The following is a 21,319-nucleotide window of genomic DNA, read 5'->3' as shown; positions in this document are numbered from 1 at the left end:
CACACCGGCCATGGCCTTGGCGTTTTTCACCACTTGTTGCTGATAAGCCTTGAACTCAGGCTGCAGTGCTTCCTTGAAGCAGATTGCCTTGGCGGCGATCACGTGCTCCAGCGGGCCACCTTGGGCGCCCGGGAATACCGCGGAGTTCAGCTTCTTCTCGATGTCGGCATTGGCGCGAGCCAGGATCAGGCCGCCACGTGGACCGCGCAGGGTCTTGTGGGTGGTGGTGGTCACGACGTCGGCGAATGGAACCGGGTTCGGGTAGACGCCAGCGGCGACCAGGCCAGCCACGTGGGCCATGTCGACGAACAGGTAGGCGCCAACCTTGTCGGCGATCGCGCGGAAACGTGCGAAGTCCAGTACTTGCGAGTAAGCCGAGAAGCCGGCCACGATCATTTTCGGCTTGTGCTCGACTGCCAGGCGCTCGACTTCGTCGTAGTCGATCAGGCCGTTGGCGTCGATGCCGTACTGGATGGCGTTGTACAGCTTGCCGGAGGACGAAACGCTGGCACCGTGGGTCAGGTGACCACCGTGGGCCAGGCTCATGCCCAGGATGGTGTCGCCGGCCGACAGCAGGGCCAGGTAGACAGCGCTGTTGGCTTGCGAACCGGCGTGCGGCTGGACGTTGGCGTAATCGGCGCCGAACAGCTCCTTGGCACGATCAATGGCCAGTTGCTCGACGACGTCGACGTACTCGCAACCACCGTAGTAGCGCTTGCCCGGGTAGCCTTCGGCGTACTTGTTGGTCAGTACCGAGCCTTGAGCTTCCATCACCGCAGGGCTGGTGTAGTTTTCCGAAGCGATCAGCTCAATGTGCTCTTCCTGGCGCTGGGCTTCTTGCTCCATGGCGGCAAAGAGATCGGCGTCGTACTTGGCAATAGTCAAATCACGGCTGAACATGGCGGTCCTCAAGGATCGGTGGGGCGGAAAAGGGGGGCATTCTACCCCAACGGGTTTTGGAAGGCATATGAAAGGACATCATGTCGCGGACAAGTGGCCTTCATGGGCGAACAGGCGGTGTTTGTGCCGGCCCCATCGCGAGCAGGCTCGCTCCCACAGGGGAGTGCATTCCAAATTGTGGGAGCGAGCCTGCTCGCGATGGCCACGCAACGGAATCTCAGTCGAACAGGAAGAGCGCATCATTGCTGAAATGCGCTTCGAACCTGTCGGCCTGCATCGGGCGGCCAAACAGGTAACCCTGAACCTCGTCGCATCCGTGTTCGCGCAGGAAGTCGAGTTGTTCGTGGGTTTCCACGCCTTCGGCGATCACCGCCAGGTTGAGGCTGTGGGCCATGGCGATGATCGCCCGGGCAATCTGCGCATCCTGTTCGCCGGACGGCAAGCCATCGACGAAAGTACGGTCGATTTTCAGTACGTCGATTGGGAACTGCTTGAGGTAGTTCAGTGACGAGTAACCTGTACCGAAGTCATCGACCGCAATACTCAGGCCGAGGTTCTTCAGGCCATCGAGAATCTGCATCGCCTCGCTGACTTCGCGCATCAGGATACTTTCGGTCAGCTCAAGCTCCAGACACGCCGGAGGCAGGCCCGTGTCCTTGAGGATGGTCGCTATGCGTGTGCCCAGCTGACCATCGGAGAACTGCCGCGCCGAAATGTTGACCGACACCTTGGGCACTCGCATTTTGGCCTGATGCCAGGCCTTGAGCTGGCGGCAGGCTTCGCTGATGACCCAGTCGCCTGCATCGACCACCAGGCCCAGCTCTTCAAGCACCGGTATGAAGTCGCCCGGCGGCACCAGCCCTCGGCGTGGATGACGCCAGCGCAACAGGGCTTCGGCGCCGGTCAGGCGTTTGCCGTCACCGCTGAACTGCGGCTGGTAATAGAGCACGAACTCGTTCTGTTCCAGGGCATGGCGCAAGTCGCTTTCCAGTTCCAGGCGTTCCAGGGCACTGGCGTTCATGTCCGCCTGGTAGAACTGGAAGTTGTTCTTGCCGCGCTCCTTGGCGTGGTACATCGCGGTGTCGGCGTTTTTCATCAGTTGGCTGAGTTCGTTGCCATCCTGAGGGCTCAGGGCGATGCCGATACTGGCCGTGACAAAAAACTCGCGGCCTTCGAGTACGAAAGGTTTCACCAGGCTGGCCAGGATCTGCTCCGCCACGTGAATGGCCCGGTTCAAGGCAATTTCACGGTTGGCGCGGGGTTGCAGCAGGAGGGTGAATTCGTCGCCGCCCATGCGTGCCACGGTGTCGTCATCGTTGACGCAGCCAAGCAGTCGGGTGGCCATTTCCTTGAGCATGCGGTCGCCGGCGGCGTGCCCCAGGGAGTCGTTGATCGGCTTGAACCGGTCCAGGTCGAGGAACATCAGCACGACCCAGGACTTCTGCCGTTCGGCCGCCTGCAGCGCGGTGTGCAGGCGGTCCTGGAACAGCGAGCGGTTGGGCAGGTGCGTCAGCGCATCGTAATAGGCCAGGCGATGAATCCGCTGCTCACTGGCCTTGCGTTCGCTGATGTCACTGAAAAAGCACACGTAACTGGCCAGGTCGCCTTCATCGTCGAATACGGCGGTAATGCCGACCCAGGCCGGGTAATGCTCGCCATTGCGGCGTTTGAGCCAGACTTCGCCTTCCCAGGTGCTGTTCTGGTTCAGCTGTTTGAGCACGTAACGCAGATGGGCTTCCTGTTGCTCGTCGACGGTCAGCATGTTCGGCAACTGATCGAGTACCTGTTCCACGGCATAACCGCTGACCCGGCTGAAGGCTTCATTCGCCTGGACGATATAGCCTGCCGGGTCGGTGATCAGAATCGCCGAGGTCGAGTGCTCGAAAACCGTGGCGGCCATGCGCAGATCTTTTTCGGCACGACGTTGCTGACTGATGTCGCGACCGACGCCCAATACACCCTCGAATGCACCGTGCTGGTCCCAGACCAGCACCAGCCGCAGTTCGATAGGAATCTTGCGCCCGTCGGCCCGCAGGCAGTCGAACAGGAACATCTGGGTTTGCCCCTGGCTGCGCAACAGCGCCAGTTGCTCGGGCTGATCCAGCGCGTTGCTGACCCGCTCCATCAGTTGGTAGATGCCGGTGAGCTGCTGCGGGTTGGCGATGATCGATTGCCAACCGTTCTGGAATATCCATTCGGCGTCGTAGCCCAGCACGGTTTGCACCGATGGGCTGACGTAGTTGAGCGACATGCGATTATCGGTGGAGAAGATCACGTCGCTGATGCTTTCGGCGAGCATCCGGTAGCGTTGCTCGCTATCGCGCAGGGACTCGCTGGCTTCGATCTGTTCGGTGACATCCTTGGCTACGCCGACGATGCGGGTCACCTGGTCGTGTTTGTCCCGTGCCAGCGCCTGCTCGCGAATGTCGAAGCGCCGCCATTGACCATTGCGATGCCGGAAGCGCAGCTGGCATTGCATCAACTGGCTGTAGCCATCCAGACGCTGGATCTGGCGTGAACGATGGTAATAGTCGGCATCGTCCGGGTGCAGCAGGATTTCCCAGAAGTATTCGCCCATCTGGTGCAGCTCGGGCCGGTTGTAGCCCAGGGTCTGGCCCAGGTGGTGGTTGCTGTAAATCATGCGCTGGCTGATCACATCCTGTACGTAGAGGTGATCGGGTACGGTGCGCACCACGTCTGACCAGAAGCTTTCGCGCTCCTGCAGCGACAACTCGATGAGCTTGCGACTGGTGATATCAGTGATGCTCAGGATGACCGCTTTGTAGCCTTCCGGGCTTTCCGGCAGGCGCAGTACCAGCCACAGATGCTTTTCGCGTCCGGCGGCGTCCTGAAGCTTGATTTCCAGCTCAAGCTTTTTCTGCTGATTGCGCAATGCTTCCAGCACATGACTGCCGATGACGCCGGCATCCAGAGGGCTGCCACCGATCAGCAGCGCCCAGGCTTGCCCGGAGGTATTGACGTTGAGCAGTTGCAGGGCGACCTGATTGACCTCGGTAATGCGCAGCATCTGCAGCCATTGCCGACGTTGCTCCGGGTTCTCCAGGCACTCTTGCAATTGCTCGTCACTGTGCAATCGGGTTTTGTCGAGGGTGTTCTTGAGCTCGTACATGTCGAGCACACACAGTGCGACACCCGTACCTTCGAATATTTCCTGATAGCGACGGCGCCCCTCATGCAACTGGCGCTGGCGACGGCGCATGTTCAACAGAACGATGAACGGCAGCATGGAGAAGGCCAGGCCCAGCAGGCACTTGCCGATAAACGCCGGCAGCAGCTCCTCAAGTACACGCTGGCGATCGAACAGACCGCGCAACTGCCAATCGCTGCTGCTCAGGGGAACCGTCAGTACGCTATTGCTCAGATCGTCCTCGGTCAGCATGCCCGGATTGACCTGTGGCAGCGCCTCATCCCGGCTGATGATCTGATGATTGAAACGGTTCTCCACCAGCCACTGCGGGCGGCCCAGGCCCTCATTCAATTTGGTCAGGGACGTGAAAAACGTCGGCTTCAGGCGCAAGGCCCAGTAACCGCGGGTACTGCCGCTGGCCTGATGCAGCAGCAGATACACCACCGAGCCGTCGATGGCGTTGCTGAAGTAATGGGGTTGGGCGCGACTGCGCCGGACCAGTTCGCCCAGGTAGTCGGCGTCTTCGCTATTGGATGTGCTGTCGGCGAGGATGAGTCCGGAAGGGCTGAGCAAGGCAAGGCTGGTCAGGTCGGGCAACGACTTCTGCAGCTTGCGCACCAGTTCCTGCTGTTCGTCGGCACTTTGCGGCTGCTCGACGATCGGTAGCAGGTTAAGCGCGATCTGCGCGTTGAGCGCCATGTTCAGGCTGGCCTGCGCGGCAAGGTCGGCCGTGTAGTCGATGGTGTATTGGCGCTGGTTTTTCCGGGTTTCGCGCAATTGGTCCAGCAGCTGCCAGAACATCAGCGCAAGCAGCACCAGGACGAAGGTCGCCAGCGCGCCTTTCAGTGTTCCGCGCAGGGGCGAGCCGGGCGCTGCAGTCGGCGCACGCGTAGTCAGGGGCGGAGGGACGTTGGACAAACTGTAATCCTGCGGTTGGGCTGGACTGGCGCGACGTGCACTATAAGCCGGACGCCCGAAGGGCGGCTAGCATGCCTTGACTTGTGGCAAAGTGCCAGTCCCGCTCGGCTGGACTGCCTCTCGCCATTGAGGTAGCTTTGCCAGTTACGCGGGAGCGGTCCAGCTCCTGAAATCAGGCTTTTTCAGCGCGCACATCCTATTGAAAGCTTCAGTCAGGCGACGCGCATCGCCTGCGCCTCATTCATTCATCAGTCACTGACCCTAGGTTCTCCATGGCTCAATACGTATTCACCATGCATCGGCTGGGCAAAGTTGTTCCGCCGAAGCGGGAAATCCTGAAAAACATCTCCTTGTCGTTCTTCCCCGGCGCCAAGATCGGCGTGCTCGGCCTCAACGGTTCGGGTAAGTCCACGCTGCTGAAAATCATGGCGGGTGTCGACACCGAGTTCGACGGCGAAGCCCGCCCGATGCCCGACCTGAACATCGGTTACCTGCCGCAGGAACCTGTACTGGATCCGACCAAGACTGTGCGTGAAGTGGTCGAGGAAGCGGTCAGCGTGATCAAGGACGCGCAAGCGCGCCTGGACGAGGTGTATGCCGCCTACGCCGACCCGGATGCCGACTTCGACAAACTGGCCGCCGAGCAGGCCAAGCTCGAAGCGATCCTGCAAGCGGGCGACGGCCACAACCTGGAGCGCCAGCTGGAAGTCGCCGCCGACGCGCTGCGTCTGCCGGCCTGGGATGCCAAGGTCGAACACCTGTCCGGTGGTGAGAAGCGTCGCGTGGCCCTGTGCCGCCTGCTGCTGTCGGCCCCTGACATGCTGCTGCTCGACGAACCGACCAACCACCTGGACGCCGACTCGGTGGCCTGGCTGGAGCACTTCCTGCACGACTTCCCGGGCACCGTGGTCGCGATCACGCACGACCGTTACTTCCTGGACAACGTCGCCGGCTGGATTCTGGAACTCGACCGCGGCGCGGGCATTCCTTACGAGGGCAACTACTCGGGCTGGCTGGAAGCCAAGTCCGAGCGTCTGGCCCAGGAATCCAAGCAGCAGTCGGCCCATGAAAAAGCCATGAAGGAAGAACTGGAGTGGGTGCGCAAAGGCGCCAAGGCCCGCCAGTCGAAATCCAAGGCTCGTCTGCAACGCTTCGAAGAAATGCAATCGCAGGAATTCCAGAAGCGCAGCGAAACCAACGAGATCTACATCCCGGCCGGTCCGCGCCTGGGCGACAAGGTCATCGAATTCAAGAACGTCACCAAGGGCTACGGCGATCGCGTGTTGATCGACAACCTGTCGTTCTCCATGCCAAAAGGCGCTATCGTCGGTGTGATCGGTGGTAACGGTGCGGGTAAATCCACGCTGTTCCGTATGCTGATGGGCAAGGAAACCCCGGATTCGGGCACCATCGAAGTCGGCGAAACCGTGCAACTGGCTTGCGTCGATCAGAGCCGCGAGGACCTGGACGGCAGCAAGACCGTGTTCCAGCAAATTTCCGACGGTTCCGACCAGATCCGCATCGGCAGCTACGAGATCCCGTCGCGTACTTATGTCGGTCGTTTCAACTTCAAGGGTGGCGACCAGCAGAAGTTCGTCAAGGATCTGTCCGGCGGTGAGCGCGGTCGCTTGCACCTGGCCCTGACCCTGAAGGAGGGCGGCAACGTCCTGCTGCTCGACGAACCGTCCAACGACCTCGACGTCGAAACCCTGCGTTCCCTGGAAGAAGCCTTGCTCGACTTCCCGGGCGCCGCCATTGTGATCTCCCACGACCGGTGGTTCCTTGACCGCGTCGCGACCCACATCCTGGCGTACGAAGACGATTCGCAGGCCGTGTTCTTCGAAGGCAACTACACCGAGTACGAAGCCGATCGCAAGAAGCGCCTGGGCGAAGCGGCTGCCCAGCCACACCGGGTACGTCACAAGAAGCTGGCCTGATATCAGGTCGGTTGCATGAAAGCGGAGCCTTCGGGCTCCGTTTTTTTTTGCGTTTTTCAGTTGCACCGCGGTGCGGCCTTCGCGAGCAAGCTTCGCTCCTACGGTCGATCGCATGCCCCTCGTAGGAGCGAGGCTTGCCCGCGAAGGCGGTTTACCTGATGGTGCAAAACCTGAATTGCTAATCCCCGTTATGGTGCGTATGCCTCGCGATCAGGGCGTAAATTTATACAATCCGCACCATTTAATTTCATTAATGCGACATTTTGCGCTGTTCCAGTGCACGAATCGTTTGTTACAGTCCGGCGCAATCTCCTCCAACGACAATCATTTGCCGAGACTTTTTTCCATGATCGAATCCGTCGAATCCTTCCTGGCCCGCCTGAAAAGGCGCGATCCGGATCAACCCGAATTTCATCAGGCCGTCGAAGAAGTCTTGCGCAGTCTGTGGCCATTTCTCGAAGCCAATCCGCATTATCTGGCGTCAGGAATTCTGGAGCGTATCTGTGAGCCGGAGCGCGCGGTGGTGTTCCGTGTGTCGTGGGTCGACGATCACGGCAAGGTGCAGGTCAATCGCGGCTTTCGCATCCAGATGAACAGCGCCATTGGTCCCTACAAGGGTGGGTTGCGTTTCCATCCTTCGGTGAACTTGGGCGTACTGAAGTTTCTCGCTTTCGAACAGACCTTCAAGAACTCGCTCACGTCCCTGCCCATGGGGGGCGGCAAGGGTGGTTCGGACTTCGATCCCAAGGGCAAGAGCGACGCCGAGGTCATGCGCTTCTGCCAGGCGTTCATGAGCGAGCTGTACCGCCATATCGGTGCCGATGTCGATGTGCCCGCCGGGGACATTGGCGTTGGTGCTCGCGAAATCGGCTTCCTGTTTGGCCAGTACAAGCGCCTGAGCAACCAGTTCACCAGTGTGTTGACCGGCAAAGGACCGAGTTACGGCGGCAGCCTGATTCGCCCGGAAGCTACCGGTTTCGGTTGTGTCTATTTCGCCGAGGAAATGCTCAAGCGTCGGGACCTGACGGTTGAAGGCAAGCGAGTGGCCATCTCCGGCTCCGGTAACGTCGCGCAGTATGCGGCACGCAAAGTGATGGACCTGGGCGGCAAAGTGATTTCGCTGTCGGACTCCGAGGGCACGCTGTACTGCGAAAGCGGTTTGACCGAAGTGCAATGGCAAGCCTTGATGGAGCTCAAAAACGTCCAGCGCGGGCGTATCAGCGAGTTGGCTGGCCGCTTTGGGCTGGAGTTCCTCGCCGGCCAGCGTCCGTGGGGTTTGAGTTGCGACATTGCGTTACCGTGCGCCACACAAAACGAATTGGATGCCGATGCCGCCCGTGCCTTGCTTCGCAACGGATGCGTTTGCGTTGCCGAAGGCGCCAACATGCCGACCACGCTTGAGGCGGTGGACCTGTTTATCGAGGCAGGGATTCTGTTCGCGCCTGGCAAGGCCTCAAACGCCGGCGGGGTTGCCGTGAGCGGGTTGGAAATGTCGCAAAACGCCATGCGCCTGCTGTGGAGCGGTGGTGAAGTGGACAGCAAGCTGCACGCAATCATGCAGTCCATTCACCACGCCTGCGTGCATTACGGCGAAGAGAATGGTCGGGTCAACTACGTCAAGGGGGCGAACATCGCCGGCTTCGTCAAGGTTGCCGATGCCATGCTCGCCCAGGGCGTGGTTTAAGCCGGTTCGATACGGATGACCTCGATCAATTGATCGCCGGCCGGACGTTGCCACAGCACTTCGTCACCCAGTTGTGCCCCGAGCAACGCCCGGCCCAGAGGTGAACTCCAGTTGATCAAGCCTTTGGCGGCAACGGCCTGGTCTTCACCGACCAATTGCACGCGACGCTCGGTGCCGTGTTCATCGGCATAGGTGACCCAGCTGCCAATCTGTACCTTTCTGGTTGACGTTGCCGGTGGCACGAGCTGGGCACTTTGCAGGCGTTGATGGTAGTAACGTAAATCGCGTTCAAGGTTGACCAGCAGCTGTTTGTCAGCCTGATCACCGAGTGCCGCTTGTTCGTTATGCAGGCTTTGTAACTCGTCCACCTTGTTTTCCAGCAGGTTCAGCCCTTCACGGGTGACGTAATTGGGCTGTGCACTGACGTGCCGCTCGACCGGCTGATCGGTCTGCGCGGCGGCATTATCTTCATTGACGAAAGCGCGGCTCACGGTTTTCTCCCGATAGAAGTTGGCCAATGGTTGCAGGCTTTCAAATTCGGTGAATGTCTGTGAGCGACCTGTTCGAACGACAGTTTCGGGTTTGCTGCTGCCATACCTGTTCGCAGCGCGTCCCAATGGCTATTGCGATAGCCCTCGCTTTTGCCCATTACCTGATTTTTCTGAGGCCCTACAGGGAAAGTCTAGGAGCGTATTGACCGGGCGTTTGTGCAATGGCGGTGAAAAATCCATCAGTAGTGATACCACTTCACCTCAAGCATCACTTCGTTCTCGGGGGTGGCCAGGTGGCTGAATTCACGCTGGGCAGTCAGGCGCAAGCCCAGGTTGCGCGACAACTCCCACTGTTGATTCAGGCTCAAGCTGCGGCGTACTTCGCCATTGGTGAAAAAATCTCCCCGGGTTTCCAGGCTGAGGTTGCCCAGCGGGTTTTTCCACAGCAGGCCTGTGTTGAAGCCTGCTGCCGGGGCGATGAACCCGGCGAAGTCGTTGTTGTGTTCCACACGCACGGTGCCCAGGGCAAAGCCCAGCAGATCGTCGGCCAGTTGCCAGGTCCCGCCGCCACCGCCATTGACGTGGCTGACCAGGACTTCATCGTCATGTTTGCCCGGCACCCGCTCCAGGCCACCGGTGACTTGCCAGGAAAGGGGCTGCAGCAATTCGTTGCGCGGCGTCAGGGAGCGAATGGTCGCCAGGTCCAGTTGTTGCACCTGCCAGTCATTGCCTTCGTATTGGCGCAGCTTCAATTGCAGGATTTCGATTTGCGCACCCAGGGGGAAGCTCTCGGCGTTGTCGTTGAGATCGTGATAGGCCATGCGCAGCCCATACTCACCGAACGCCCGGTCACCACGGGTACCGAGGCCGGCCTGCCAGGTGCGTGATTCATGGCCGTCTTCGGGGAGGCCGGGTTGCGGGATATCCAGTTCCGGCGCAGGGTTCTGGTTGATCGCCCGCAGCAGCTCGAAGCTGCGCTGCGCGCGCTGCGGGTCACGCTCCTGACCGTTGGCGCGATAGCGCTCCAGGCGGTACGCGGCATCGATGATCAGCGCCTGGCGTTCGCGTGGCTGTGCCTTGAATTGCGGCGCCTGCAGTTGTGCCTGGTCGGCACTGACTTTCAGCACCCACTGTTGTTCCTCTTCGGTCAATGGCTCGGCACGGCTGAGCAATTCACGCTCGCGAGACGGGCGATATTGAATGGACTCCACCAGGCCTGCGTCCTTCACGGCCTTGACGGTGTCGGTTGGAATGGCGGTCAGTGGAAACTGTTCGGTCAGGCGCAGGTTGGGCCGGGCGACTTGCAGCAGCTCCAGCAGGCGATAGGAGCAGTTCTCGTCGAAGAAAAAATAGTCGAACTTGATCTGCTTCAGCTCCCAGACGTGCTCGACCATGCGCGCGGTTTCCTGTGGGGTCAGGTTCAGGCGGTACTCCCACAGGTCGCGGTTTTCCAGGCTACGGTATTCCGAGAGTTTTTCCTGGTAGGGCACCAGCGCGAACAAGCCCGGGTAGCCCCCCATCAAGCCTTTCCAGGCGTAGAGAATGCTGTTGTCCGAGCCTTCGATGTAGGCGCCGAAGTTGATTGCATAGCTGAGCAGCGATGTCTTGTCGCTTTGTGCACCCGCCTGATCGATGCGCAGAAGGGTATGACCGAACATCGACGACGGACTGTTCAGGTAGGCCGCCGGGAAAATCATCACGGCGCTGTGGGGCGAGACGTCCTTGAACCATTGCTTGAATTCGTTGCAATCAGGCGCCGGCAGATCACTCAGGTTCAGCTGTTCTTTCAACCAGCGGGTACGTGCCGGGTAGACGCATTGTGCGTGCTGTTCACCGGCACTGGCCGGGGCGTACAGCGCCTGCACCGTGGCCGCCAGTTCGCGGTCCGGGTGTTGGTTGCCGTCGCTGGCGAGGAAAAACTTCCTGTCACTGACATAGCTGCGCCAGCCACCGAGTTTGGCGGTTTCGTAATGACCGAGGGAGATCCAGAAAGGATCGTTGGCCAGTTGCTGCAAACGTTGAGGATCGATAGACGGCGCGGCGGACAGCGGGGCGCAGATACAGAGCGCCAGCCAGGCAAGGCGTTTGAGCATAGATGGCAACTTGAGTCGAAAAGACAAAGACCCCAGACAGGTCTGGTCAAAAAAACAAAACCCGCCTCCCGTAAGAAGCGGGGGTGCGTTCGAGCTTAAGCCTGAGTGGCGTACTTGGCCAGACGAGGGTCATTCTTCAGTACGGCCAGGGTGTTGTTATGCACATCTTCGGCGGTGACATCAGCCTTGCTGAAAATCTGCTGGAAGTGCTCGTGAGTGACGGCGGCGAAGTGTGCGCGATCTTCCGGTGCCACGCCCAATACAACGGCATAGGTGGTGAGCGCCTCGCCCTGACCTTTGGCCATGTCTTCGGACAGCTCGTTCATCATGCCATTCATGGCAAACCAGGATTTGCCGCCATAGGTGAGGGCCGCGTTGGTTGCGCAACCGTTGGTGCCGGAGGTCATGCCGAAGGTGGCGTTGCCGGACGTGCCGTTGGTGGTGGATGCCATGAAGTGAGCCGGAGTACCACGCTGACCTTCGAACAGCATGTTGCCCCAGCCGCAATCCGGGCCGCCTGGCGCCTGGGCCATTGCGTTGATGGATACAGCGGTGAAGAGAGTACCGAGAAGAATCCGTTTCATAGCTTTGTTCTCTTGTGTGCGTACCAAAAGGAGTTGGCCCGTTCCGGCGCCAGTCAGGCCGGAGCTTGGTCCAGCTGAGCATTTTGGAGTTTAGGCACGATCGGGCGACTCCGTGTTTTTTTGCAAAACATTCGTTGAAAACAGTGATTTGCCATCACATCGAAGCAGAGTTTCCATTTGTCTATGCTTTGGCCTGAGGCGCTCCTTGCCAGTCAGGTACGGGCAGCGCCAGAATGCCGTTATCTGCCCCGCCTGATGTAAGGAAGCCCGATGCCTGATCCTGTTGCTGCCAGCTTGCGTCTTGCGCCTGAAGCGCTGACCCGTCCGTTTTCCGCTGAACAGTTCAGCTTCTCTACCACCAATGATCTGGAGCCTTTTCGCGGTGTGCTTGGCCAGGAACGTGCGGTCGAAGCCTTGCAGTTCGGGGTGGCCATGCCGCGCCCCGGTTACAACGTGTTTGTCATGGGCGAGCCCGGCACTGGCCGGTTCTCCTTCGTCAAACGTTACCTGAAGGCTGAAGGCAAGCGCCTGCAGACGCCGGCCGACTGGGTCTACGTCAATAATTTCGATGAGCCGCGCGAGCCACGCGCGCTGGAGTTGCCATCGGGCACCGCCACAGCGTTCATCGGTGACATCAACGGTTTGATCGACAACCTGCTGGCAACCTTTCCGGCGGTCTTCGAACACCCGTCCTACCAGCAAAAGAAAAGCGCCATCGATCGAGCGTTCAATCAGCGTTACGACCGCGCCCTGGACGTGATCGAACGCCTGGCACTGGAGAAGGACGTCGCGCTCTACCGCGACAGCAGCAACATCGCATTCACCCCAATGAGTGAAGGCAAGGCGCTGGACGAGGCGGAGTTCGCCCAGTTGCCGGAAGCCGAGCGCGAGCGTTTCCATGACGATATCTCGGCCCTCGAAGAGCGCCTGAACGAAGAGTTGGCGAGCCTGCCGCAATGGAAACGCGAGTCGAGCAATCAACTGCGCCATCTCAACGAAGAAACCATCACCCTGGCGTTGCAGCCATTACTTGCGCCGCTGTCGGAAAAGTACGCGGAAAACGCAGGTGTCTGTGCCTACCTGCAGGCCATGCAGGTGTATCTGCTCAAAACCGTAGTCGAGCAATTGGTGGATGACAGCAAGACCGACGCCGTCGCCCGCAAATTGCTGGAAGAACAATACGCGCCAAGCCTGGTGGTCGGGCATTCGGCCAGCGGCGGCGCCCCCGTGGTGTTCGAACCGCACCCGACGTACGAAAACCTGTTCGGGCGCATCGAATACAGCACCGATCAGGGGGCGCTGTACACCACCTATCGACAGTTGCGGCCGGGTGCCCTGCACCGGGCCAACGGCGGCTTCCTGATTCTTGAAGCTGAAAAAATGCTCGGCGAACCGTTCGTGTGGGACGCGCTCAAGCGAGCCCTGCAATCGCGCAAGCTGAAAATGGAATCGCCGCTCGGCGAGTTGGGGCGTCTGGCCACTGTGACCCTGACGCCGCAACACATCCCGTTGCAGGTCAAAGTGGTCATCATCGGCGCCCGCCAACTCTATTACACCCTGCAGGACCTCGATCCGGACTTCCAGGAGATGTTCCGTGTCCTGGTGGACTTCGACGAAGACATCCCGATGGTCGACGAGAGCCTGGAGCAATTCGCCCAGTTGCTCAAGACCCGGACCTCCGAAGAAGGCATGGCGCCCTTGACGGCCGATGCGGTGGCGCGCCTGGCGACCTACAGCGCGCGTCTGGCCGAGCATCAGGGGCGTTTGTCGGCGCGGATCGGCGACCTGTTCCAACTGGTCAGCGAGGCGGACTTCATTCGCCACCTGGCGTCCGACGAAATGACCGACGCCGGGCACATCGAACGTGCGCTCAAGGCCAAGGCCACTCGCACCGGGCGCGTGTCGGCGCGAATTCTCGATGACATGCTGGCGGGGATCATCCTGATCGATACCGATGGCGCGGCGGTTGGCAAGTGCAACGGACTGACGGTGCTGGAAGTCGGCGATTCGGCCTTCGGTATACCGGCGCGCATTTCCGCCACGGTCTATCCGGGGGGCAGCGGCATCGTCGACATCGAGCGCGAAGTCAACCTGGGGCAACCGATCCACTCCAAGGGGGTGATGATCCTGACCGGGTATCTGGGCAGCCGTTACGCCCAGGAGTTCCCTCTGGCGATTTCCGCCAGCATCGCCCTGGAACAGTCCTACGGTTACGTGGATGGCGACAGTGCGTCCCTGGGCGAGGCGTGCACCCTGATTTCGGCGCTGTCGAAGACCCCGCTCAAGCAATGCTTTGCCATCACCGGTTCCATCAACCAGTTCGGTGAAGTACAGGCGGTAGGCGGGGTCAACGAGAAGATCGAAGGTTTCTTCCGTCTCTGCGAGGCCCGTGGGCTGACCGGTGAACAGGGGGCGATCATTCCGCACGCCAACGTGGCCACCTTGATGCTCGATGAGAAGGTGCTTGCTGCGGTGCGTGCGGGGCAATTCCACGTCTATGCGGTACGCCAGGCCGATGAGGCGCTGAGCCTGCTGGTGGGTGAGCCGGCTGGCGCACCGGACGAGAATGGCGAGTTCCCGGAAGGCAGCGTCAACGCGCGGGTGGTGGAGCGTTTGCGGGTCATCGCCGAAATGATCAGCGAGGAAGATCTCAAGGAAGCCGAGAAGGAGATGGCGGTCGAGGCGCTGGCAGAGGCCAAGCCAGCCTGACCCGACACCTTCAATTGTGGGAGCAGGCTTGCTCCCACAATTGTTTCAATTTGGGTGAAAAGTGCCATCACTCTGACGCCAAACTTCACACAATGACCATTCGGCGCCTTTAGGTTCTGACTGACGTGCTGGTCAGACTTTTCTTCTATTCTCTGGTCAAGGAGATGGACAGTCATCACTGGATCGAAACAGCTTCCCTGGGGAGGCTGAATACAGGATCTACCGAGGGTCGCCGCCATGTCGCGCAACCTCTGCCTCACACGTCAATGCCTGGGTCTAGTGACCCGAATCGAATGCGCCATCAAGCCGTTGGCAGGAGATACGGGAATGTGGACCTTGCTCTTCGCCGCCGGTATGGCCGGCGAACAGCCTTCCGCCATCAAGGCCCAAGGTCCTTTCCATGGCCCGTTCGTGGCTGAATCCATCCTCGATACCATCGTTGAAAGCCTGACCTTGCACGGCTACGAACTGGCCGATGATCCGCAAATCTGGTGTCTGCACCTGCAAGCCCAGTTGCGGGAAATCAACGGTGGCCGCAGCCGCAGTGTCGGTGGCTTCGAGTTTCATCCGGAACATTGAAGCTGCTATGGGGCCAGCCTGGAAGTGTCGGCCTTGTCGAGTTTGACCTCGTAACCATATTGCACGGTGGCGAGGTCGGTTCTCTGATAGGTCTCCAGGCGCGTGGGTTGTCCATAGAAGTAATGCACGGCAAACAGTGACGGGCCTTCCAGGGTCGCGTCATGGTTGACCGCAAGAATTTCCTTGAGGTAATTGCCGCTGTCGTCCTTGGCAAAAAAACGCCAGTCCTGTTCGGGAAACACTTTCAGGTCCACCACCAGCGCATTGCCCTTGAGCTCCAGGCCCTTGGGCAGTTGGCGGGTGTCGAGGGTCTGTTTGTCCACCGTGGCCAAAAACAGTGGCATCGAGCCCACCACGTATCCCGGTGTTTGCGGAAACAGGTTCAAATCGTAGGTGATAACGCCGCGAAGGGGATCGACCTCATACGCCTCCGCGGGCAGTTCGATCGGCTCGTCGCGCTTGCCGTTGCTGTCGGCGGTGAAGAAGCTGACCGGGGTTTCGCCGGGATTGAACGAGGTGCCAAGCAGTTCATCATTGAAGGTTCGCAGGTGGTTGAACTCGATGCGCGCGGCACTTGGGTCATCCACCGACTGGCTGATGCTGATGCCATTTTTCAGTTGGTCCTCGGTCAGTGTCGCGCCTTTGAGCCAGGCCGGCGTCTGGTCGTCATAGACCACCACCGGCAAGTTCAGGGGCTGGATGGTTTTCTGCGTGGTATGGCGGTCGAAGCGCCGGACTGGCAGGTTCAGATCCTTGCGGGTCACTGTGACGGCCGAGAAATCCAGCAGGCTGACTTCCAGGGCGTCGATCGGGCCGTTGAAATACACCTTCGAGTAATGGCGAGTCTGTTGTTTCTCGAACGTGCGCTGTTCCTGATCGATTTGCTGTTCGAACGCCGCGCTCCAGGTTTTCTGCTGCTGCATTTTCGCCAGTTGCTGCTGGTAAAAGGCTATTTGGGCGGCGGTTTCGTTGATCGAGCCGGAGCGTGAGAGATACTGGCCGGTGGTGTCCCTGGCCTGGACGATCAGCGGGTTCAACGGCGTTTCGCCGACCTCCGGGGCTTGCGGCGCGCTGTTACTGAATTCGACTTCCGCGTAGTTGTTGCCCAGCTTCAGCAGGGTAACGCTGAAGTTATCGTTGGTACGGGTCTGGCCGACATCCTTTTTCGTCAGGTCGAAACTGTATAGCCTGCGCGGCGCAATGACTTGTAGCGTGCCTTGCAGGCTGACCGGTTGGGGCTGGTTCTTGATGTCGACATCGAGGCCTTCGATGAACGGGTAGGTCACGGTCAGGTCATCGGGGTTGGTCAGGTTGGAACTGGACGGGCTCAGTTGAATGCCGGGGTCGGTTTCCGACCATTCCGGCTGGAAGGCGATGACGCGTTTGTTGCTCAGGGTGACTGACTGCCATTCCAGGCCGTGAGGGAAAAGAAAGGAGGCCGGAATGCTGAAGTTGAAAGGAAACACCGGTTGCAGATCGGTGAGATAGTCGGAGCTGGAGTCCTTGTACAGAACGAACAGGCCGTTGATGTAGGTGTCCACCAGTGCCTGCGGCGTGGGGTAGTGCTTGAGGGCGGCGAGGGCGTCTTCTCCGTATTCGGTCACCAGCGGTTTGCTGTCGAGCTTCAGTTGCGCCCGTTCGAGCAGCAGCAACGATCCGCCGAGCTCGGCAACGGCATCTTTGAGTTTGGGGTCCGCGATGGCATCCAGCGATTTTTCGAACTGTGCGGTTCTTTCCTCGAGGCTGGGCTGGCGTTTGTCGTCACCGGGCGAGCAGGCACTCATCAGCAGGGCCAGGCAGATTCCAGCGCTGGTCAAAGGCAAACGCACATCCACCTCCAGTCTTCCTGTCCGATTTCACAGAGCGGCCGATGATTTGGACACTAGCAGAAAAACTTTGAAATACATGTGCAGGTGGCGGGTTTCCGGGCGGCTTTCTGGCTGCTTCTGGGTATCGACAGGTGGCTGATATACTCGCCGCGATTTCCAATTCACGTGTGAGATTCAATGGAACGCTTTGTTGAAAATGCAATGTACGCCTCGCGCTGGCTTCTGGCGCCGATTTACTTCGGTCTGTCCCTTGGGTTGCTGGCGCTGGCGCTGAAATTCTTCCAGGAAGTTTTCCACGTTATCCCCAACGTCTTTTCGATGGCCGAATCGGACCTGATTCTGGTGCTGTTGTCCTTGATCGACATGGCGCTGGTGGGCGGCTTGCTGGTGATGGTGATGATTTCCGGATACGAAAACTTCGTTTCGCAACTGGACATCGATGACACCAAGGAAAAGCTCAACTGGCTGGGCACCATGGACTCTTCTTCCCTGAAGATGAAGGTCGCGGCGTCCATCGTGGCGATCTCTTCCATCCACCTGCTGCGGATCTTCATGGACGCCAAAAACGTCGATCCCGAACATTTGATGTGGTACGTGATCATTCACATGACGTTCGTGGTTTCGGCCTTTGCCATGGGTTATCTGGACAAAGTGACCAAGCACTGAGTACTGCTCATGATTGCCCCACCGCCCGTCTGGTTGCAAAACAGACGGGCGGTGTCGTTTTTGGCTTGTGCTTTGATGCGCCGAGGCATATCCCTGTAGTGGTAATCACTCGCCACTGCGTGAGGTGTGCTCATGAACCTGCAAGAGTTGAATGCTTATGCCGTCGCCGGGAAGGTCGATGAGCTGAACCTGATCTCGCTGGAAGGCGGAATCTACCTGCTGGAGGCCCGGATGCATGGCGCCGCCTATCCCTTGAGCGATACGCATGGCCACATGATGCACCTGCGTTCGGTGGAGCATGCCCGTGATGTATTGCGCTCCTTTCCAAAATTGAACTTCAACCTGGTGCATACGCTGGTACATGACGAAATGTGCGGGTTGGGTGGCCTGGAGGAGAGTCTGAAGGTGCCGATCGACCTCCGTACTCCGCCGCAGCGCTGACGGTCCTGATCAATGCAATGACAACTGTGCTAGTCTGCTGGCCCTTTTGGTTCCGGACGCTTCGGGGCGCGCTGTGCACGCACGGCAAGTTCCCGGGCCGTCCGCACAGCGGAGCAGTGTCATGTCCGAAGTAAATCTGTCCACCGATGAAACCCGCGTCAGCTACGGCATTGGCCGCCAGCTGGGCGACCAACTGCGCGACAACCCGCCACCAGGCGTTAGCCTCGAAGCAATCCTGGCCGGCCTGACCGACGCCTTCGCCGGCCAGCCAAGCCGTGTGGGTCAAGAAGAAATGTCCGCCAGCTTCAAGGTCATTCGCGAAATCATGCAGGCTGAAGCGGCGGCCAAGGCTGAAGCGGCTGCGGGTGCAGGCCTGGCTTTCCTGGCTGAAAACGCCAAGCGCGAAGGCATTACTACCCTGGCTTCCGGCCTGCAGTTCGAAGTACTGACTGCCGGTGAAGGCGCCAAGCCAACCCGCGAAGACACCGTGCGTACTCACTACCACGGCACCCTGATCGACGGCACCGTATTCGACAGCTCCTACGAGCGCGGTCAGCCGGCGGAATTCCCGGTCGGCGGCGTGATCGCAGGCTGGACCGAAGCCCTGCAACTGATGAATGCCGGCAGCAAATGGCGTCTGTACGTGCCGAGCGAACTGGCTTACGGCGCTCAAGGCGTTGGCAGCATTCCGCCGCACAGCGTTCTGGTGTTCGACGTCGAACTGCTCGACGTTCTGTAAGACCCGCTGGTTACCTGTAGGAGCGAGCACGCTCGCGATGGACGTCAACGATAACGCAGGCATTCTGAATGAATGCGTTATCCTTGAATTCTTCGCGAGCTTGCTCGCTCCTACAGGCGTGTTTTGCGGGGTGTCTCATGGGTGGAACTTGCCGTTGATATCCACCGACGGGCGCAACGCCCGGGCATAGCAGAACAGGAAAAGATTGCGCACCATCTCCTTGAGCACCAGCGGCTCACTGGAATTCAAACCATTGAGGTCCAGATCGCCTTGGTCCTGCAGCTCGCTCAAGGCTTCTTCTTCAAGCACCGCACAGACTTCCCCGGTTTCCCGATGCAGGATTCTCAGATAAGGGTGTGGGCGGTCCAGCCAGGCATCGATCAAATACGTCATGTCTCATCTCCATTGAATGGGTTTGATGAGAATAATTCTTATTCGTCAAATAGCAAGCACCTAATGGCCCGATGGTGGTTTTTCCGGGTAGGGCTTGCGCAAGGTCAATAGTGCTGTTGTTTGGCTCTCGCGTGGCGGGAGAGGGGCGCCATCCCACGCCTGGTGCGCGGGATGGGATACAGCGAAGTCAGACTTTTCTGACGAACTCGGATTTGAGCTTCATCGGGCCGATGCCATCGATCTTGCAGTCGATGTCGTGATCGCCATCGCACAGTCGGATGTTCTTGACCTTGGTGCCGACCTTGACCACCAGCGACGTGCCTTTGACCTTGAGGTCCTTGATCACGGTGATGGTGTCACCGTCCTGCAGAACATTGCCGACCGAATCCTTTTTCACCGCGTCATCGGACACGCTTTCGGCGTCACCGCTGGCGGACCATTCGTGGGCACACTCCGGGCAGACCAGCTGGGCGCCATCTTCATAGGTGTATTCGGAATTGCATTTCGGGCAGGGTGGCAACGTGCTCACTAAGGCTCCTTGGATTCAGGATCGCTAAAAAGCGCACATTGTATAGGGTTTTAGGCGGGGAGGGGGGAACCTGTAGGAGCGAGCACGCTCGCGATGAGGTCTGGGACGCCGCGTGCATACTGAATGCCTGCGTTATCGTTATCGTCCATCGCGAGCGTGCTCGCTCCTACAGGGGGTCGCTTAGTGCGTGCGGGCGACTGCGAACTCGCTCAATTCGACCAGTGCATCGCGGTATTCGCTGGCCGGCAGCGCGTCGAGGCATTTGATCGCACGGGCCACGTAGTCGCGGGCCAATTGGGCGGTGTATTCCAGCGAGCCCGAGGCTTCCACGGCTGCACGGATGCTTTCCAGGTCTTCGATGCCGCCTTTCTGGATCGCCTTGCGCACCAGCGCGGCCTGTTCGGGGGTGCCTTCACGCATGGTGTAGATCAACGGCAGCGTCGGCTTGCCTTCGGCCAGATCGTCACCGACGTTCTTGCCCAGGGTGTCGGCGTCGCCTTTGTAATCCAGCAGGTCGTCCACCAATTGGAAAGCCACGCCCAGATGATCGCCGAAGGTGCGCAGCGCTTCGCTCTGCTCGGGCGTTGCACCGGCCAGGGCCGCCGCACTGTGGGTCGAGGCTTCGAAGAGCATCGCGGTCTTGCCGCGGATGACTTCCATGTAGGTTTCTTCGGTGGTGCTGGCGTCACGGACCTTGGACAGCTGCAGCACTTCGCCTTCGGCGATGATGCGCGTGGCCTGCGAAAGGATCTTCATGACCGGCATCGAGCCCAGTTCGACCATCATTTCGAACGAGCGCGAATACAGGAAGTCGCCCACCAGCACGCTTGGGGCATTGCCCCACATGGCATTGGCGGTAGAGCGGCCACGGCGCATGCCGGACATGTCGACCACGTCGTCATGCAGCAGGGTCGCGGTGTGCAGGAATTCGATGGTCGCAGCCAGCAGGCGCAGGTCATCGCCTTCGCGACCCAGGGCCTTGCCGGACAGTAGTACTAACAAAGGACGAAGACGTTTGCCGCCGGCCGAGGTGATGTAGTCGCCGATTTTGGAGACCAGCGGCACTCGGGAAGTCAGCTGCTTCTTGATGATGTCGTCGACAGCGGTAAAATCGTCCGCGACCGCGCGGTAGAAAGCTTGGGGTTGCATCAGCGACAGTCGCTCCAGAGGGGTTGCGCGGGCATGCTAGGACCCACGTCTGCAGGTGTCAAGGCGCGATGGACGGCCCCTTGCAAGGCGCTCGTGGCTTGCGTACAATCGCGCACCCTGAACTTCCTGGGCAGCACCTGCCTTACGCAATTGCAAGCGGACCTTCCAGTCCCATGCAGCCATGCCAGCCAATACCTCTTCCTATAAAGAGCTGGGTGAGCAGGATTATCGGAGAAATACCATGTCTTATGCAGTAATCGTTACTGGCGGCAAGCAGTACAAAGTCGCCCCGGGTGAATACCTGAAGATCGAAAAACTGGAAGTCGCTACCGGCGAATCCGTTACCTTTGATCGCGTTCTGTTGGTTGCCAATGGCGACGACGTGAATATCGGTGCTCCAGTTGTTGCTGGCGCTACCGTTGTGGCTGAAGTGATCTCCCAAGGTCGTCACGACAAAGTCCGCATCATCAAGTTCCGCCGCCGTAAGCATCACATGAAGCGTATGGGCCACCGCCAGTGGTACACCGTGA

General features: G+C 59.5%; 17 protein-coding genes. 8 read left to right on the top strand and 9 right to left on the bottom strand.

What is annotated here, in order from left to right; all coding sequences use genetic code 11:
• Positions 1-900, bottom strand: a 900-nt coding sequence (glyA, locus tag ACQKP2_RS26845; RefSeq protein WP_427580942.1) for a serine hydroxymethyltransferase, incomplete at its 3' end; no start/stop codon positions are given.
• Positions 901-1,117: 217 nt separating this feature from the next.
• Positions 1,118-4,966, bottom strand: a complete 3,849-nt coding sequence (locus ACQKP2_RS26840; protein ID WP_427580940.1) for an EAL domain-containing protein — start codon at positions 4,964-4,966, stop codon at positions 1,118-1,120.
• Positions 4,967-5,238: 272 nt separating this feature from the next.
• Between ACQKP2_RS26840 and ettA the strand changes: the two genes are divergently transcribed.
• Positions 5,239-6,903: an energy-dependent translational throttle protein EttA gene (ettA, locus tag ACQKP2_RS26835; protein ID WP_427580938.1), complete on the top strand. Its 1,665-nt coding sequence runs from the start codon at positions 5,239-5,241 to the stop codon at positions 6,901-6,903.
• 346 nt (positions 6,904-7,249) lie between these two features.
• Positions 7,250-8,587, top strand: coding sequence for an NADP-specific glutamate dehydrogenase (gdhA, locus tag ACQKP2_RS26830; protein ID WP_427580936.1), 1,338 nt, complete (start codon positions 7,250-7,252; stop codon positions 8,585-8,587).
• On the opposite strand, the gene ACQKP2_RS26825 is transcribed toward gdhA, so the two are convergent.
• The 3 genes from ACQKP2_RS26825 to ACQKP2_RS26815 all read right to left on the bottom strand — a co-directional run bounded on the left by ACQKP2_RS26825 (position 8,584) and on the right by ACQKP2_RS26815 (position 11,755).
• Entirely contained in the window at positions 8,584-9,078 is a 495-nt protein-coding gene (locus ACQKP2_RS26825; RefSeq protein WP_427580935.1) for a GreA/GreB family elongation factor, read from the bottom strand. The two genes, gdhA and ACQKP2_RS26825, sit on opposite strands and share 4 nt — an antisense overlap.
• Positions 9,079-9,317: 239 nt before the next feature.
• The gene (locus ACQKP2_RS26820; protein WP_427580933.1) at positions 9,318-11,171 is read right to left on the bottom strand and encodes a DUF4105 domain-containing protein; all 1,854 of its coding nucleotides are present in this window, start codon (positions 11,169-11,171) and stop codon (positions 9,318-9,320) included.
• Positions 11,172-11,266: 95 nt separating this feature from the next.
• Complete coding sequence (locus ACQKP2_RS26815; RefSeq protein ID WP_427580931.1) at positions 11,267-11,755, bottom strand: DUF3015 domain-containing protein; 489 nt, start codon at positions 11,753-11,755, stop codon at positions 11,267-11,269.
• A gap of 270 nt (positions 11,756-12,025) precedes the next feature.
• Between ACQKP2_RS26815 and ACQKP2_RS26810 the strand changes: the two genes are divergently transcribed.
• Together ACQKP2_RS26810 and ACQKP2_RS26805 are read left to right on the top strand one after the other, a co-directional pair.
• Positions 12,026-14,464 carry a Lon protease family protein gene (locus ACQKP2_RS26810; protein ID WP_427580929.1) on the top strand — a complete coding sequence of 813 codons (2,439 nt, stop codon included), beginning with the start codon at positions 12,026-12,028 and terminating at the stop codon, positions 14,462-14,464.
• A gap of 237 nt (positions 14,465-14,701) precedes the next feature.
• A complete protein-coding gene (locus ACQKP2_RS26805) occupies positions 14,702-15,043 on the top strand; it encodes a hypothetical protein (protein ID WP_427580928.1) in 342 nt (113 codons plus the stop codon).
• Positions 15,044-15,048: 5 nt separating this feature from the next.
• On the opposite strand, the gene ACQKP2_RS26800 is transcribed toward ACQKP2_RS26805, so the two are convergent.
• On the bottom strand, positions 15,049-16,878 hold the full coding sequence (locus ACQKP2_RS26800) for a hypothetical protein (RefSeq protein WP_427580927.1): 1,830 nt from the start codon (positions 16,876-16,878) through the stop codon (positions 15,049-15,051).
• Between the two features lie 171 nt (positions 16,879-17,049).
• On the opposite strand from ACQKP2_RS26800, the gene ACQKP2_RS26795 reads away from it, so the two are divergent.
• From ACQKP2_RS26795 to ACQKP2_RS26785, 3 genes are all read left to right on the top strand, one after another.
• Positions 17,050-17,538, top strand: a complete 489-nt coding sequence (locus tag ACQKP2_RS26795) for a TIGR00645 family protein (RefSeq protein WP_427580926.1) — start codon at positions 17,050-17,052, stop codon at positions 17,536-17,538.
• 132 nt (positions 17,539-17,670) lie between these two features.
• Positions 17,671-17,979, top strand: a complete 309-nt coding sequence (locus tag ACQKP2_RS26790) for a DUF6482 family protein (protein ID WP_427580924.1) — start codon at positions 17,671-17,673, stop codon at positions 17,977-17,979.
• Between the two features lie 121 nt (positions 17,980-18,100).
• Positions 18,101-18,718: an FKBP-type peptidyl-prolyl cis-trans isomerase gene (locus ACQKP2_RS26785; protein WP_427580923.1), complete on the top strand. Its 618-nt coding sequence runs from the start codon at positions 18,101-18,103 to the stop codon at positions 18,716-18,718.
• 135 nt (positions 18,719-18,853) lie between these two features.
• Here the strand turns inward: ACQKP2_RS26785 and ACQKP2_RS26780 are convergent, their stop codons facing one another.
• The 3 genes from ACQKP2_RS26780 to ACQKP2_RS26770 form a co-directional block, all read right to left on the bottom strand.
• A complete protein-coding gene (locus tag ACQKP2_RS26780; protein WP_427580922.1) occupies positions 18,854-19,111 on the bottom strand; it encodes a hypothetical protein in 258 nt (85 codons plus the stop codon).
• Positions 19,112-19,298: 187 nt separating this feature from the next.
• A complete protein-coding gene (locus tag ACQKP2_RS26775) occupies positions 19,299-19,640 on the bottom strand; it encodes a zinc ribbon domain-containing protein YjdM (RefSeq protein WP_427580921.1) in 342 nt (113 codons plus the stop codon).
• 180 nt (positions 19,641-19,820) lie between these two features.
• Entirely contained in the window at positions 19,821-20,789 is a 969-nt protein-coding gene (locus tag ACQKP2_RS26770) for a polyprenyl synthetase family protein (protein WP_427580920.1), read from the bottom strand.
• Positions 20,790-21,030: 241 nt separating this feature from the next.
• On the opposite strand from ACQKP2_RS26770, the gene rplU reads away from it, so the two are divergent.
• Positions 21,031-21,319, top strand: a 289-nt coding sequence (gene rplU, locus ACQKP2_RS26765; RefSeq protein WP_427580919.1) for a 50S ribosomal protein L21, incomplete at its 3' end; no start/stop codon positions are given.

It is taken from the genome of Pseudomonas sp. NPDC089569, from assembly GCF_050280625.1.
In the GTDB taxonomy this organism is placed as follows: Bacteria; Pseudomonadota; Gammaproteobacteria; order Pseudomonadales; family Pseudomonadaceae; genus Aquipseudomonas.
The sequence above is the reverse complement of the archived record's forward strand: the minus strand, read 5'-3'. Positions and strand labels throughout refer to the sequence as shown.

Bases quoted from the DNA above. Each gene is read 5' to 3' on its own strand.
- ACQKP2_RS26790 (WP_427580924.1), top strand. From the start codon at position 17,671: ATGAACCTGCAAGAGTTGAATGCTTATGCCGTCGCCGGGAAGGTCGAT.
- ACQKP2_RS26780 (WP_427580922.1), bottom strand. From the start codon at position 19,111: ATGACGTATTTGATCGATGCCTGGCTGGACCGCCCACACCCTTATCTG.
- ACQKP2_RS26770 (WP_427580920.1), bottom strand. From the start codon at position 20,789: ATGCAACCCCAAGCTTTCTACCGCGCGGTCGCGGACGATTTTACCGCT.
- ACQKP2_RS26805 (WP_427580928.1), top strand. From the start codon at position 14,702: ATGTCGCGCAACCTCTGCCTCACACGTCAATGCCTGGGTCTAGTGACC.
- ACQKP2_RS26785 (WP_427580923.1), top strand. From the start codon at position 18,101: ATGTCCGAAGTAAATCTGTCCACCGATGAAACCCGCGTCAGCTACGGC.
- ACQKP2_RS26815 (WP_427580931.1), bottom strand. From the start codon at position 11,755: ATGAAACGGATTCTTCTCGGTACTCTCTTCACCGCTGTATCCATCAAC.
- ettA (WP_427580938.1), top strand. From the start codon at position 5,239: ATGGCTCAATACGTATTCACCATGCATCGGCTGGGCAAAGTTGTTCCG.
- ACQKP2_RS26795 (WP_427580926.1), top strand. From the start codon at position 17,050: ATGGAACGCTTTGTTGAAAATGCAATGTACGCCTCGCGCTGGCTTCTG.
- ACQKP2_RS26810 (WP_427580929.1), top strand. From the start codon at position 12,026: ATGCCTGATCCTGTTGCTGCCAGCTTGCGTCTTGCGCCTGAAGCGCTG.
- gdhA (WP_427580936.1), top strand. From the start codon at position 7,250: ATGATCGAATCCGTCGAATCCTTCCTGGCCCGCCTGAAAAGGCGCGAT.
- ACQKP2_RS26820 (WP_427580933.1), bottom strand. From the start codon at position 11,171: ATGCTCAAACGCCTTGCCTGGCTGGCGCTCTGTATCTGCGCCCCGCTG.